At 72.4% G+C, this 13,524-nt stretch carries 12 protein-coding genes; 6 read left to right on the top strand and 6 right to left on the bottom strand.

The genetic code is table 11. The features are described 5' to 3' along the window. The first annotated feature begins 37 nt into the window (after positions 1 to 37). A complete protein-coding gene (locus tag IO39_RS47260; protein ID WP_043639522.1) occupies positions 38 to 610 on the top strand; it encodes a TetR/AcrR family transcriptional regulator in 573 nt (190 codons plus the stop codon). Positions 611 to 753: 143 nt separating this feature from the next. On the opposite strand, the gene IO39_RS47255 is transcribed toward IO39_RS47260, so the two are convergent. Next, complete coding sequence (locus IO39_RS47255) at positions 754 to 1,680, bottom strand: glucosyl-3-phosphoglycerate synthase (protein WP_043639520.1); 927 nt, start codon at positions 1,678 to 1,680, stop codon at positions 754 to 756. Positions 1,681 to 1,876: 196 nt separating this feature from the next. Then, positions 1,877 to 2,563 carry an SbtR family transcriptional regulator gene (locus IO39_RS47250; protein WP_084774676.1) on the bottom strand — a complete coding sequence of 229 codons (687 nt, stop codon included), beginning with the start codon at positions 2,561 to 2,563 and terminating at the stop codon, positions 1,877 to 1,879. A 138-nt stretch (positions 2,564 to 2,701) separates the two neighbouring features. On the opposite strand from IO39_RS47250, the gene IO39_RS47245 reads away from it, so the two are divergent. Further along, on the top strand, positions 2,702 to 3,721 hold the full coding sequence (locus tag IO39_RS47245) for an aldo/keto reductase (protein ID WP_043639517.1): 1,020 nt from the start codon (positions 2,702 to 2,704) through the stop codon (positions 3,719 to 3,721). A gap of 221 nt (positions 3,722 to 3,942) precedes the next feature. Beyond that, positions 3,943 to 4,785: an LLM class flavin-dependent oxidoreductase gene (locus IO39_RS47240; protein WP_245642655.1), complete on the top strand. Its 843-nt coding sequence runs from the start codon at positions 3,943 to 3,945 to the stop codon at positions 4,783 to 4,785. Between the two features lie 154 nt (positions 4,786 to 4,939). On the opposite strand, the gene nhaA is transcribed toward IO39_RS47240, so the two are convergent. Together nhaA and IO39_RS47230 are read right to left on the bottom strand one after the other, a co-directional pair. After that, positions 4,940 to 6,385, bottom strand: a complete 1,446-nt coding sequence (gene nhaA / locus IO39_RS47235) for a Na+/H+ antiporter NhaA (RefSeq protein WP_043639514.1) — start codon at positions 6,383 to 6,385, stop codon at positions 4,940 to 4,942. A gap of 241 nt (positions 6,386 to 6,626) precedes the next feature. Continuing rightward, entirely contained in the window at positions 6,627 to 8,099 is a 1,473-nt protein-coding gene (locus tag IO39_RS47230; RefSeq protein ID WP_052424262.1) for a helix-turn-helix domain-containing protein, read from the bottom strand. A 269-nt stretch (positions 8,100 to 8,368) separates the two neighbouring features. Here IO39_RS47230 and aceA point away from each other — a divergent pair, with 269 nt between their 5' ends. Continuing rightward, positions 8,369 to 9,655: an isocitrate lyase gene (gene aceA / locus IO39_RS47225; RefSeq protein ID WP_043639510.1), complete on the top strand. Its 1,287-nt coding sequence runs from the start codon at positions 8,369 to 8,371 to the stop codon at positions 9,653 to 9,655. Positions 9,656 to 9,811: 156 nt separating this feature from the next. Here the strand turns inward: aceA and IO39_RS47220 are convergent, their stop codons facing one another. Both IO39_RS47220 and IO39_RS47215 read right to left on the bottom strand, forming a co-directional pair. Then, entirely contained in the window at positions 9,812 to 10,648 is an 837-nt protein-coding gene (locus IO39_RS47220; protein WP_043639507.1) for a siderophore-interacting protein, read from the bottom strand. A 92-nt stretch (positions 10,649 to 10,740) separates the two neighbouring features. Beyond that, positions 10,741 to 11,715: an alpha/beta hydrolase gene (locus IO39_RS47215; protein WP_063765478.1), complete on the bottom strand. Its 975-nt coding sequence runs from the start codon at positions 11,713 to 11,715 to the stop codon at positions 10,741 to 10,743. Between the two features lie 155 nt (positions 11,716 to 11,870). Between IO39_RS47215 and IO39_RS47210 the strand changes: the two genes are divergently transcribed. Then, entirely contained in the window at positions 11,871 to 12,743 is an 873-nt protein-coding gene (locus IO39_RS47210; RefSeq protein WP_342671499.1) for an ABC transporter permease, read from the top strand. Then, on the top strand, positions 12,736 to 13,524 hold the full coding sequence (locus IO39_RS47205; RefSeq protein WP_043639500.1) for an ABC transporter permease: 789 nt from the start codon (positions 12,736 to 12,738) through the stop codon (positions 13,522 to 13,524). Before IO39_RS47210 ends, IO39_RS47205 begins: the two co-directional genes overlap by 8 nt.

The following is a 13,524-nucleotide window of genomic DNA, read 5'->3' as shown; positions in this document are numbered from 1 at the left end:
TACAACCAACCGGTTGGTGGCGGCTAAGATGGACCCCATGGCACCCAAGGTCTCGACCGCCGCCACCCGCACCGCCCTGCTGGAGGCCGCCCGCGAGGAGTTCGCCGCGTACGGCATCGCGGGCGCCCGGGTGGACCGCATCGCCGAGCGCGCCGGCGTCAACAAGGAGCGCATCTACGGCCATTTCGGCAGCAAGGAGAAGCTGTTCGACGCGGTCATCACGGAGGCGCTCGACGACCTGACCGCCCAGATCGCCCTGCCGGGGGCCGACCCCGTCGACTACGTGGCCAAGCTCACCGACTACTACCGCTCGCACCCCGACCTGGTGCGGCTGCTGATGTGGGAGGCGCTCCACTACCGGGGGCAGGAGCTGCTGCCCGGGCAGGAGACCCGAGTGGAGCGCTGCGGGCGCAAGAAGGCCTCACTCGCGGCGGGGCGGGGCGAGGAGCCTTCGGCGCAGACGGGGCGGCTGCTGTTCACGCTGACCGGGCTGGCGTTGTTCCCGGCGATGATGCCGCAGCTCGGGCGCATCATACTGGGCGACGCGGCCGACGACCACGAGGCGCTGCGCGACCAGATCGCCGCCTTCGTCACCGCCGCACTCAAGTGACGCCCCCTCGCGGCGGGACGGTCTGCCGTGCCCTCGTAGCGGCCCCTCGCGGCGAGCCGTCCGGCGGGCCCTCGCGGCAGATCGCCCCGGCGGGCCGTGCCGGCCGGGCTTCGCGGCGGCCGGCCGTGGCGGGTGAGGGCGCGTCAGGGGTGGACGGTGAGCATCGGGGGGCGTTCGCCGATGCCGACGTCCCTGGTGAGCAGCTCGTGCCCCGCGTCGCACCGGCGGAACTGGGCCAGCCGGGGCGAGGGCGTGTGCAGCGCCCGCATCTTCCCCTGCCGGTCCAGGCGTGACCAGGCCGCGAGCATGATCTGCGCCGCCATGCCCCCGAGCGCCTCCGTGGACTGCGGGGCGTGCTCGCGCGAGCCCAGGTCCACCTGCGCGAACCCGTCCAGGCCCGCCAGCTCCAGCAGGTCGATCAGCAGCCCGAGCTCCACCCCGTAGCCGGTCACGAACGGTACGCGTTCCAGGGCGGAGCGCCGCCCGGCGTACTCCCCGGCCAGCGGCTGGACGAAACCGGCCAGCTCCGGCCAGTGCAGGTTGATCAGCGGGCGGGCGACCAGTTCCGTCACCCGGCCGCCGCCCGTGGGGTCGCCGTGCAGGGGACGGTCATAGCACCCTTTGGCGTACACCACGGTCGGGTCCGCCAGCAGCGGGCCGAGCACCCCGAGGATCAGCGAAGCACGAAAGTTCCGGATGTCGGCGTCGGCGAACACCACCACGTCCCCCGACGTGACGGCCAGCGACTTCCACAGCGCCTCCCCCTTGCCGTCCAGCGGCCGGAGGTGCGGCAGGATCTCGTCCTGGGCGTGCACCCGGGCCCCGGCCCGCGACGCGATCAGGGCCGTGTCGTCGGCGGAGCGCGAGTCGATGACCACGAGCTCGTCCACGAGCGGGGCCAGCTCCCGGCGGATCACCCCGACGATCTCCCCCACGGTCTCCCGTTCGTCGCGGGCGGGCAGCACCACGCTGACCGTGGTGCCTCCCTTGGCCGCCACCAGGTCCCGCAACGGCCAGTCCTCCGCGGACGAAGTACGGCGCCGCAACCATCCACGCACGTGAGGCAGCACGCGATACCTCCCCCCGAATCCCCACAGGTCAGCTTATGCGATGCGGGTACGGCACCCCTGTTCCCCGCGCCTCGCCGCGCCCGCCTGTTCCGCGTCCCCGTTTCCTCACACCCCCGCCGTACCCGCCCGCCCCGCGGCGCGGGGGCGCGCGGCCGGCACCGGAGCGGAAAGCTGGAACCCCAGGTCGGCGCGCCGCTCAGCTCCGGCGCAGGCCCGCGATGAGGAGGGCGACCAGGCGGCGCGCGTCGTAGCGGGGATCGTTCTCCGCGCCGATGCAGAGGTTGCCGACGCCGCGCATGAGCTCGTACGCCTCGATGCCGGAGCGGATCTCACCGGCGGCGGTCGCGGCGTCGAGCAGCCGGGCGCACACCGGCACGAGCCGGTCGAGGAAGTAGGCGTGCAGCGTGTCGAAGCCGGCGTTGTCGGGCTGCAGCACGGCGGCCAGCCCGTGCTTGGTGACCAGGAAGTCCACGAACAGGTCGATCCAGCGCCCGAGCGCGGCGTGCGGGCTCGCCTCCTCGGCCAGCAGCGCCGGGCCCGCCTCGGCGCACGCCTCGACCTGGTGCCGGTAGACGGCGATGATGAGGTCCGCGCGCGTCGGAAAGTGGCGGTAGATCGTCGCCACGCCGACACCCGCGCGGGCCGCGATGTCGCGTACCGGCGCCTCGACGCCCGAGGCCACGAAGGCCGCCGCGGCGGCGTCGAGCAGCGTGCGCTCGTTGCGCCGCGCGTCGGCCCGCTTGCGCGGCGCCCCCCGCCCCGGCCCCTCGCCGCCGCCGGACGCCTGCCCCAAGCTCTCGCCGCCGCCGGCCGCGTGGCTCAGGCCCTCGCCGCCGCCGGCCGCGTGGCTCAGGCCCTCGTCGCCGTCGTTCAGCACGCCCATGCGTCTCCTCCTCCGTTCCCGGACTTGCCAAGCGGAACCATGTTCCGTATCGTTATCGGAACACGGTTCCGGTTATATCCCTTCCCCAGGGCCAGGACCGGCACCACCATTCACCTTCCGTTCGGAGATCACACCGTCATGCACTATCGCACCTTGGGCCGCACCGGCGTGCGCGTCAGCTCCCTCACGCTCGGCGCGATGAACTTCGGCGCCATCGGCCGCACCCCGCAGGACGAGGCCACCGCCATCGTGGACGCCGCGCTCGAAGCCGGGATCAACGTCATCGACACCGCCGACATGTACGGCGACGGCGAGTCGGAGGAGATGGTCGGCAAGGCCATCGCCGGCCGCCGCGACGACATCGTGCTGGCCACGAAGGCGGGCATGCCCATCGGCGAGGAGCGCAACCACCAGGGCTCCTCCCGCCGCTGGCTGGTCACCGCGCTGGAGAACAGCCTGCGCCGCCTCGGCGTGGACCACGTGGACCTCTACCAGATCCACCGCTGGGACCCGGCGACCAGCGACGAGGAGACGCTGTCCGCCCTGACCGACCTGCGGCGGGCGGGGAAGATCCGCTACTTCGGCTCCTCCACCTTCCCGGCCTACCGCGTCGTGCAGGCGCAGTGGGCGGCCAGGGAACACCACCTGGGCAGGTACGTCACCGAGCAGCCCAGCTACTCCATCCTCCAGCGCGGGATCGAGGCCGACGTCCTGCCCGTGGCCGAGCAGTACGGGCTCGGCGTGCTGGCCTGGAGCCCGCTCGCCTCGGGCTGGCTCACCGGCGCCGTCCGCGCCGGCCGCGACGTCACCACCCACCGCTCGACGTTCCTGCCCCGGCGCTTCGACCTCTCGCTGCCGCACAACCGCGCCCGGCTCGACGCCGTCGAACGGCTGGCGCGGGTGGCCGACGAGGCCGGCCTGACGATGATCCAGCTCGCGCTCGGCTTCGTGACCGCGCATCCGGGCGTGACCAGCGCCATCATCGGCCCCCGCACGCTGGACCACCTGCGCTCGCATCTGGCCGCCGCCGACACGGTGCTCTCCGCCGATCTCCTCGACGCCATCGACGCGATCGTCGCCCCCGGCACCGACCTCGCGGCGGAGGAGAAGTTCGACACCCCGCCCGCCCTCCTCGACCCCGCACTCCGCCGCCGCTGACCCACGCGGGGAAGCCCGGCCCGCCTTGCCACTCCGCCACCGCTGACCCACGCGGGGAAGCCCGGCCCGCCTTGCCACTCCGCCACCGCCCTGCACCGGGAGGTCCGACGCGTCATCCCGCCGCACGACCCCGCCGACCTCAGACGACGGCGCCCCGAGCAAGCGCCGCCGACGACGAAAGGACCGACATGCCGCACCCCTCTCCACCGCGCTTCGGGATCATGACCGCCCCCTCCCAGGTCGGCTACCAGGACGTCCTGCGCGTGTGGCGCGAGGCGGACACGATTCCGGAGATCGAGCACGCGTGGTTGTTCGATCACCTCATGCCGATCTCCGGCGACCCGGCCGGCCCGGCCTACGAGGGCTGGACGCTGCTCTCGGCCCTCGCCGCGCAGACCCGGCGGCTGCGGCTCGGCGTGATGGTGACCAGCAACCGCTTCCGCCCGCCCGCGATGCTGGCCAAGATCGCCGCGACCGTGGACGTGGTGGCGGGCGGGCGGCTCGACTTCGGGATCGGCGTCGGCTCCCGGCCCGGCCACCCGCCGGCCCGCCGCGAGTACGAGGCCCACGGCCTGCCCTTCCACGACAGCACCCGGGCCGTGGCGAGCCTGGCCGAGGCGTGCACGGTGATCCGGCGGTTGTGGACGGAGACGGAGCCGTTCGACTTCCACGGGGAGCACGTCCGGCTCGCCGGGGCGTTCGGCAACCCCAAGCCGGTGCAGCGGCCCCACCCGCCGATCCTCATCGGCGGGCGCTCGGGCCCGACCCTGCGGGTGGCCGCCGAGCACGCCGACCTGTGGAACATCCCCGGCGGCGACATCGACGACGCCGTCAGCCGCGGCAAGCTGCTCGACCGCTACTGCGCCGACCTGGGCCGCGACCCGGCCACGATCGTCCGCTCGATCGCCCTCCAGGTCTCCTACGACCGTCCCGCCCTCACCCGGGCCGCGATCGGCGAGGCGCTTGACGCCGGCTTCCGGCACGTCGTGCTCGGCCTGCCGGCGCCCTACCCCGACGGCGTCGCCCGCTGGGTCGCCGGCGAACTCGTCGCCCCGTCGGCCTGACCCCGCACGGCTGAGGCCCCCGGCGGGATCTCCGGCCGTTCACGGGCCGACCGGCCGGCCCTGGCGCGCGGCGGCGGCCGGCACCGGTCCGGCCACCGCCCTCGCGCCCGGTGGCGACGGCCGGCACCGGTGCGGCCACGCGCCGGCCGGGCGGTCAGTCGGTGGCGTCGGCTCTGGCCGCTTCGGGGGACTGGTAGAGGTCGGGGATGCCGTCGTGGTCGTCGTCGGCGGTCTCGGCCGCATGGATGCGCCGGTAGACGCGGGCGCGCAGCCGCAGGATGACCGTGGCCACCAGTGCCGCGGCCAGGGAGCCCGCCAGCACCGCCACCTTGACCTGGCCGTCGGCGGACGCGCCGAACGCCAGCTCCCCGATCAGCAGCGACACCGTGAACCCGATGCCGGCCAGGATGGCCAGGCCCAGCATGTCGATCCAGGCCAGCCCCTCGTCCAGGGTGGCGCGGGTGAAGCGGGCCACCAGCCAGGTCGCGGCCAGGATGCCGAGCGGCTTGCCGATCAGCAGCCCGGCCACGATGCCGAGGGCCACGGGCTCGGTGAGCGTGCTCGCCAGGCCGTCCAGCCCGCCGAACGCCACCCCCGCCGAGAAGAAGGCGAAGACCGGCACGGCGACGCCCGCCGAGAGCGGCCGGAACCGGTGCTCGAAGTGCTCGGCCATCCCGGTCGCCGCCCCCTCCGCGCCGTCCCCGGCCGGAGCGGTCCCGGCCCCGTGCCCGCCCTCCCCCGGCAGGACGGGACCGGCTCCGTGCGCGCTCTTCCCGGCCAGGACGGGAACGGCTCCGTGCGCCTTCTTCCCGGGCAGGACGGGGACGGTCATCGCCAGGAGGACGCCGGCCACGGTCGCGTGCACGCCCGAGGCGTGCACCAGCGCCCAGGTGGCGAACGCCAGCGGCAGCAGCAGCCACCACGCCCGGACCCCCCGCCGTACCAGCACGGCGAAGACCGCCAGCGGCACCAGCGCCCCCAGCAGCGGCAGCACGGCCAGGTGGGAGGTGTAGAAGAGGGCGATGATCAGGATGGCGATCAGGTCGTCCACCACGGCCAGGGTGAGCAGGAACGTGCGCAACGCGTCGGGCAGGCAGCGGCCGATCACGGCCAGCACCGCCAGCGCGAAGGCGATGTCGGTGGCGGTGGGGATCGCCCAGCCCTGCGCGCCTCCTTCCGCGCCGACCGTGCCGACTGTGCCGACAATGGCCAGGTAGACCAGTGCGGGCGTGACGACCCCGCCGATCGCCGCGGCCACCGGCACCGCCGCCCGCCGCAGGTCGCGCAGGTCGCCGGCGACGAACTCCCGCTTGAGCTCCAGCCCCGCCACGAAGAAGAAGATCGCCAGCAGGCCGTCCGCGGCCCAGGTGGCCAGGTCCAGGTTCAGGTGCAGCGCGGCGGGCCCGACCTCGATCGCCCGCAGCCCTTCGTACGTCCCCGCCCATGGCGAGTTGGCCCAGATCAGCGCGGCCAGCGCGGCGGCCAGCAGCAGCGCGCCGCCGATCGTCTCCTTGCGCAGGATGTCGGCGATGCGGCGCGCCTCGGGCCAGGTGCTCCTGGAGAGCAGGCGTGAGGTACGGAGGAAGGTGGGGCCGGGCATGAATCTCCGCTCTTCGCAGGGGTCGGTTGATCAATCGCCGACCAGACTTCCCGGCACACCTCCGTATAACCTATCAAAGGTACGTAAAGAGTCGTATATAGGATTTTCGTCACTAGAGGGCACAGCAGCTCAGACGACGCCCGCGCGGGACGGGGCCGGCGCAGGTCAAGGCGGAAAAACAGGGCAAGGCGGGCGCAGAGCAGTGCAGGCGCAGGACAGGACCCACTTCGGGCGGGCCGGGTCAGGGTGTGCCGGCGTGCCGTTCCAGGAAGGTGTAGACGTCGGCCTCGTCCACGCCGGGGAACGACCCGGGCGGCAGCGCGGCCAGGACGTGCGAGTTCGCCCGCGCCGACGGCCAGGCGTACCCCTCCCAGCGCTGGGCCAGCTCGGCGGGCGGCCGGCGGCAGCAGTCGCCGTTGGGGCAGCCGGACTTGGTGCGGTTGGTCGTCTCGCGCCCCCTGAACCAGCGTGACTCCTTGTACGGCACCCCCAGCGTGATCGCGAAGTCCCGCTCGCGCGACGGGTCCACGTGCGCCACGCAGAAGTAGGTCCCGGTCGGCGAGTCGGAGTACTGGTAGAAGACCGAGAACCGGTCGGGCGAGGCGAACACCTGCCGCCCCGACCACTGCAGGCACATCCGCTGCCCCTCGATGGCCCCCTGCTCGTCGGCGGGGAAGACGATGCCGTCGTTCTCGTACGCCTTGTAGATGGTGCCGCCCGCGTCGTTGCGCACGAAGTGGCAGACGAGGCCGAGGTGGTGGGTGGCCAGGTTGGTGAAGCGGTGGGCGGCCATCTCGTACGAGACGGCGAACACGTCCCGCAGGTCCTCCACCGACAGCGCCCGGTCGGACTTGGCCTCCTGGAGGTAGGGGGCGGCGGCCCTCTCGGGGACGAGGACGGCGGCGGCGAAGTAGTTGGCCTCGGTGCGCTGGCGCAGGAAGTCGGCGAAGTCGCGGGGTTTGTCGTGGCCGAGCGCGAGGTGCCCGAGCGTCTGGAGCAGGATCGTGCGCGGGGTGTGCATGCCGAGCTGCTCGTGCTTGACGTAGATGCGGCGGTTGCGCAGGTCGGTGATGGAGCGTACGGAGCGGGGCAGGTCCTGGGCGGTGTGCACGGTATAGCCGAAGTGGGTGACCAGGCCCTGGATCGTGCTCTGGGAGAGCGCTCCGGTGCGGTAGCCGACCGCGTCGAGCGCCTGGGCGGCGGCCTTCTCGATCTCGGGGAAGTAGTTGCCCACCTCCCGCTGCCGCCGCCGCAGCTCGGCGTTGGCGACCCTGGCCTCCTCGGGCGTGGCGGTGCCGCGGGCCTGGCGGGCGCGCAGCTCGCCGTACAGGCCGAGGAGGTGCTCCAGCACGTCGTTCGGCACGCGCGCGGAGACCTTCAGCCGGGGCAGGCCGAGCCCGGCGTAGACGGGGTCGCGCTGGGCCTCCTCCAGCGCGATCTCGAGCTGGGCGCGGCGGTTGGGCGGCTGGCGGCGCAGCAGCTCCTCGACCGGCACGCCCAGGGCGCCGGCCAGCGACTTGAGGAGGGAGAGCTTGGGCTCGCGCTTGCCGTTCTCCAGCAGGGAGAGCTGGCTGGGCGCCCGTCCGACGCGCGAGCCCAGGTCCGACAGCGTGAGGCCGCGCTGTTTGCGCAGGTGGCGCAGCCGTTGGCCAAACGCGATCAGATCCAGCTCCTGCGTCAAAGACAGCGGTTCTTCGCCTAGCAAGGACGCCATACCGAAATCTTAGACAGAAATTCGGCCCATTTTCTAGCCTCCGCGCGGGCGCGGTTCGGCGCCTCGTGCCGACCCGCGCGGCCCCCGTTGCCACCACGGGATTGGTCTAGGCCAACGGTAAAAGTCGCGATTTCTTCACCTCTGAATACCCCTCAGTAATGCACGAGAGCGGAAGTTTTGCGATTCTTCTCGACGGTTCGATCTGTTGACGCGCATCCGCGGGGCAGAGACTCGGCGTGAGCACCCAGGGGACGACAAAGGAGTGAACGATGATCGAGCGCCTCAAGGGAGCTGCCGAGCAGCTGCAGGACGAATGGGACAACGACCCGCGGTGGGCGGGCATCGAGCGCACGTACCGCGCTGAGGACGTGATCCGGTTGCGAGGGAGCGTGCAGGAGGAGCACACGCTGGCCCGGCTCGGCGCCGAGCGGCTGTGGAGCCTGCTGCACACCGAGGACTACGTCAACTCCCTCGGCGCGCTGACCGGCAACCAGGCGGTGCAGCAGGTGCGGGCCGGGCTGAAGGCGATCTACCTGTCCGGCTGGCAGGTCGCCGCGGACGCCAACCTGGGCGGGCAGACCTACCCGGACCAGAGCCTGTACCCGGCCAACTCCGTGCCGGCCGTCGTGCGCCGCATCAACAACGCGCTGCTGCGCGCCGACCAGATCACCTGGTCCGAGGGCGACGCCGACGCGCCGTACTGGCTGGCCCCGATCGTGGCCGACGCGGAGGCGGGCTTCGGCGGCGTGCTCAACGCGTTCGAGCTGATGAAGGGCATGATCGCGGCCGGCGCCGCGGGCGTGCACTGGGAGGACCAGCTCGCCTCGGAGAAGAAGTGCGGCCACCTGGGCGGCAAGGTGCTGATCCCGACCGGCCAGCACATCAAGACCCTGAACGCCGCCCGCCTCGCCGCGGACGTGTGCGGGGTGCCCTCGCTGATCATCGCGCGGACCGACGCACAGGCCGCGACGCTCCTGACCAGCGACGTCGACCCGCGCGACCAGGCGTTCACGACCGGCGAGCGCACCCCGGAGGGCTTCTACCGGGTCAGGAACGGGCTGGAGGCGTGCGTGGCGCGCGGCCTGGCCTACGCGCCCTACTCCGACCTGCTCTGGATGGAGACCGGCACGCCGGACCTGGACGTGGCGCGCGCGTTCGCCGAGGCGATCAAGGCCGAGCACCCCGACCAGATGCTCGCCTACAACTGCTCGCCGTCGTTCAACTGGAAGAAGCACCTGGACGACTCGACGATCGCCAAGTTCCAGCGGGAGCTGGGGCACATGGGGTACAAGTTCCAGTTCATCACGCTGGCCGGGTTCCACGCCCTCAACTACGGCATGTTCGACCTGGCCCAGGCGTACGCCTCCGACGGCATGACCGCCTACGTCGAGCTGCAGGAGGCCGAGTTCGCGGCCGAGTCGCGCGGCTACACCGCCACCCGGCACCAGCGCGAGGTCGGCACCGGCTACTTCGACCTGGTCAGCACCGCCGTCGCGCCCGACTCCTCGACGACCGCGCTGAAGGGCTCGACGGAAGAGGAGCAGTTCGCGCACTGACGCGCCGCCGCTCCGCACAGGCTCGCCGGCCACCTCCAGGGTATGGGAAGGTTCCCCGGCGACGGGGCCGCGCCGGTTCCCCCAGCACCGGCGCGGCCCCATTCTGCGCGCCTGCTGGGGCGCCCGCCGGGGCGGCGGGTACGGGGAGGGCGGGCCTCAGGAGGCGATCGCCGCCTGCTCCTCGGCCTCGACCTGCCGGTTCCAGTCGCTCTTGACCTCGCGCCACGTTTCGTCGTCCACCCCGGCGCGCCAGTAGCCGGAGATCGACAGCCGGTCCAGGCCGATGCCCCGCTCCAGGCGCAGGTGGCGGCGCAGCTCCTTGACGAACCCGGCCTCGCCGTGCACGAACGCGTGCACGTCACCGTCGGGGAAGTCCAGCGCGCGCACCGCCGCCACGAGCCGCTCGCCCACCGGGCGGTCGCCCCGGTAGACCCAGGTGACGCGGGCGTCGGCGGCCGTGCCGAGCTTCTGCTCGTCCTCGGGGCCGTCCACCTCGATCAGCACGTGGGCCAGGGCGCCCTCGGGCAGCGCCTCCATCGAGGCGGCGATGGCCGGCAGCGCGCTCTCGTCGCCCACCAGCAGGTGCCAGCCGGCCTCGGGATCGGGCGCGTAGCCGCCGCCGGGGCCCAGCATGATCAGCTCGTCGCCCGGCCTGGCGCGCTCGGCCCAGGGCCCGGCCAGCCCCTCGTCACCGTGGACCACGAAGTCGAGCGTGAGCTCGCGGGAGTCGGGGTCCCAGGCTCGCACGGTGTAGGTGCGCAATCTCGGCCACACCTCGCGGGGCATGGTCTCACGGCAACTCTTCACGCTGAACGGCTGCGGGTATTCGACGCCTTCGTACGGAAAGACCAGCTTCACATAATGGTCGGTGAGCCCGGTGGTGGCGAAGTCCGCCAGGCCGTCGCCGCCGACGACGACGCGGACCATGTGGCGCGAGAGGCGCTCGGTGCGCTGGACGACACCCCGGTGATGATCAATACGCTTGTCAGCCATGGACGGCCCCCTGAAATAAGTTAGGTATACCTAACCTTACACTGCCCCCTCAAATGAGCGTATGCCAATGTGCCCTCAACCGGGCGGGCAAATCACGCCGCCGCCGAATCCTCCAGCGATTCCGGCAATTCCCCTACCGCCCGCAGGAACTGGGAGATGTGCCGGAAGGCCAGCCGCGCCTCGGGCAGCACGTCGGCCAGGATCGGGAAGACGTGCGGCATGCGGGGCCATTCCTCGTACCGGACCGGCACCCCGGCCTGCCGCGCGCGCTCCGCCACCCGGCGGCCCTCGTCCCGCAGCACCTCCGTCGACCCGGTCACGATCATCAGCGGCGGCAGCCCCGTGAAGTCCCCGTGCACCGGCGAGACGAGCGGGTCGCGCGGGTCGAGACCGGAGGTCCACCGGCGGGCCAGCCAGCGCACCCGGCCGGCCGGCAGCAGCGGGTCCTGCCGGCGGTTGGCCCGGCGCGGCGCGTCGGTCAGGTCGGCCCAGGGCGACAGGCAGATCGCCGCCGCGGGCAGCGGCAGGCCGCGGTCGCGCAGGGCCAGCAGGGTCGCCAGGGTCAGATGGCCGCCGGCGGAGTCGCCCGCCATGATGACGTCCCCGGGCGCGTACCCGCGCCGCAGCAGGCAGGCGTAGGCGTCCAGCGCGTCGGCCAGCGAGTCGGCCAGCGTGTGCACCGGCCCCTGCCGGTAGTCCAGCGCCAGGACCGGCCGCCCGGCCGTCACCGACAGGCGCCAGGTGATGGACCGGTGCGTACGCGGCGAGCACGAGAAATAGCCGCCGCCGTGGAAGTAGAGCACGACCTTGCCCTCGTCGAGCCCCTCCGCTCCGCGCACCCACTCACCGCCGCAGGCGGAGAAGCCGGCCGGCGCGATCGCCACGTGCCCGGGGTACGGCGCCCCCACCCGCGCGATCTCCCCCAGCCGGGCCGCGCCGACCAGGGCCAGCCGGTGACGCATCAGCACGGAGGACACCGGCTTGACGGTGCCGCGCATGAGGCCGGTGAGCGCACGGGCCTGCCAGCTCAAGGGATATTCCGGAACTATGTCGCTATCGATCCGCATATCGCCCCTCCAGGGCTAATTCTTCCCCTTTCAACATCGTCCTACCGGCGGGTAAGTATCTCATCTCTTACCGAGCCATTTCGGCCCCGTGAACCCCGGACCGGTACGGCCGTGCACGCCGCAAATCCCGTTGCGGATCACCGGGCGGCCAGCGGATAATTCCGTGTTTCCCACCGGCAGGCCCGCGCTCGGGCCCGGACACGGTCCGTCACCGTGGCCTCACACCCTGGAGGTGCAAAACCATACCGCTCTACGCCCGGCTCGTCCGGTACGGCTTCCGCAAACACGCCACCTACGTCTGGGCCGCGCTCGCCGGCGCGTTCACCAACAGCGTCTTCGGCATCCTGCGCGCCTACGTCCTGATCGCCCTGTGGCAGGCCCGCCCCGGCCTGGCCGGCTACGACATCAGCGACGCCGTCACCTTCTGCTTCGTCACCCAGGCGTTCATCGGGCCGATGCAGCTCTTCGGCGTCGGCCTGAGCCTGCCCGAGCGCATCCGCAGCGGCGACATCGCGCTCGACCTGGTGCGCCCGGCCTCGCTGCAGCTCTGGACGCTCTCCGAGGACACCGGCCGGGCCGCCTACCTGTTCCTGGTGCGCGGCGTGCCGCCCATGCTGCTCGGCGCGGCCCTGTTCGACCTCTCCTTCCCCGACGGTCCCGGCCAGTGGCTCGCCTTCCTGGCCGGGTTCACGATCGCGCTGCTCGTCAGCTTCGGCTGGCGCTACCTGATCGCGCTGTCGGTCTGCTGGCTGCTCGACGACCGCGGCGTCGCCACCCTGTCGCTCGTGCTGACCACGTTCTTCAGCGGCATGATGGTGCCGCTGCACCTGTTCCCCGGCTGGCTCGGCGAGCTGGCCAGGGCGCTGCCGTGGGCCGCGATGGTGCAGGCGCCCGTCGACCTCTACCTCGGCAAGGCCCCGGTGGCCGCGACCCTCGCCCTGCAGGCGTCGTGGGCCGCGGTCCTGCTCGGGTGCGGCGCGCTGGCCACCCGCGCGATCCGCCACAAGGTGGTGATCCAGGGTGGTTAGCACGTATTTCCTGTTGATCTGGACCTGGACCAGGAGCGCTGCCGCCTATCCCGTCTCGTTCGCGCTGATGACCGTGCTCGGCTTCCTCATCGCCGCGATCGACGTGGCCGTGATCCTGGTCATCTTCGCCAACACCACCAGCCTGGCCGGCTTCTCCCGCGACGAGGCGCTGTTCCTGTACGGCGCGTCCGGCCTGGCCTTCACCATCTGCGACACCTTCGTCAGCAACCTCGACCGCACCAGCCAGCACATCAAGGCCGGCACGCTCGACACGTTCCTGATCAGGCCGGTCAGCCCGTGGATCCAGCTGGCCGCCGACCGTTTCATGGCCACCAGGATCGGCCGCATCCTCCAGGCCGCGCTCGTGCTCGGCTACGCGGTCGCCGCGCTCGGCATCGGCTGGGACCGGGCGTGGATGATCCCCGTCATGGTGGTCACCGGGATCGTCATCTTCGCCTCGTTGTGGACGATCGCCGGCGCGGCCCAGTTCCTGCTGACCGACGCGCCCGAGGTGGTCAACGCCTTCACCTACGGCAGCAGCCAGCTCACCCAGTACCCGCTCAGCGTCTACGCCCGCGACCTGGTCAGGGGCGTGACCTACGTGCTGCCGCTGGCCTTCGTCAACTGGCAGCCCGGCCTGTACGTCCTGGGCCGGGACGACCCCTTCGGCACCCCCGGCTTCACGCGTTTCCTCGGACCGGCCGCCGCGCTGGTCCTGGCCCTGCTCGCCGCGCTGATCTGGCGACAGGGCGTCCGGCACTACCGATCCACGGGGAGTTGA

The sequence above is a fragment of the Nonomuraea candida genome, assembly GCF_000725485.1.
In the GTDB taxonomy this organism is placed as follows: Bacteria; Actinomycetota; Actinomycetes; order Streptosporangiales; family Streptosporangiaceae; genus Nonomuraea; species Nonomuraea candida.
The sequence above is the reverse complement of the archived record's forward strand: the minus strand, read 5'-3'. Positions and strand labels throughout refer to the sequence as shown.